Annotated in this window: 1 protein-coding gene; it reads right to left on the bottom strand. The window is 37.8% G+C overall.

The annotated features are described in order from the left end of the window. On the bottom strand, positions 1-858 hold an 858-nt coding region (gene hcaR / locus NL42_RS13915; RefSeq protein WP_461313179.1), incomplete at its 3' end, for a DNA-binding transcriptional regulator HcaR. Positions 859-893 lie beyond the last annotated feature (35 nt).

The raw sequence follows: 893 nt of genomic DNA, 5'->3' as shown, positions 1-893 counted from the left end.
GTCAATGAATTTTTGGACACCTAAAGACTGTGAGTTTTTACGGTAATTCACGAATAAATCCAGTGTCGGTAACTCGATATCGAGCGGGCGAACTACTGTGTTTTTGATTCCTAAAGGTGCAACGTAGGCTGGTAAAATTGTACAACCTAATCCAGAGCCAATAGAGTTAATATTAAACAACATGCTATCTGCTTTTTGAACAATATTGAGGTCAATATTGTGAGTTTTGGCAAAGTTTAAAATGGTGTTATGTAATGTTTGTGACTGCTCGGCAGCAGGAATAATAAAGTCAACACCTTGTAAGGCATGGACAGGAATTCGGTCATACTGAGTAAGTGGATGATTCTTTGGAAGTAAAAAAATCAGGGGTTCAGTCAAAACAAATTGGCTTTGGATTTCATCACTATCTGTGTTTTCTCGCGTAAAGGTAATGTCCAACTCACCTTTTTTCAAGGATTTAAGTTGTTCAGTATTGTTTAGGTTCGATAATTCAATGATGAGATCGGGGTGTTGTAATCGCAGATTAGGAAGAACGTAAGGGAAAATTTTCATTTCTGCAATGGGGACAAAACCAATACGTAACAGTTGCTGCTTAGCCTTAGAAACCTGTCGTGCCAGAGCAACTGCTTTTTCAGCTTGAGCAAGGGTGAGACGAGCATGTTCTAAAAAGACTACACCTTCTTCAGTTAACTCAACTTTACGTTTAGTGCGATTTAAAAGTCGTACACCAACATCTTCTTCTAAATCTTTAATCTGTTGGCTAAGGGAGGGTTGTGCAGTAAAAAGTTTAAGAGCGGCTTTACTAAAATTTAATTCTTCAGCAACGGTAATGAAATATCGGAGGTGGCGTAGTTCCATAAGACTAATCCAAAAAATGTCTTACTATGATTTGT

This window comes from Acinetobacter sp. GN11, from assembly GCF_054823985.1.
This window is presented reverse-complemented; position numbering and strand designations above follow the sequence as displayed.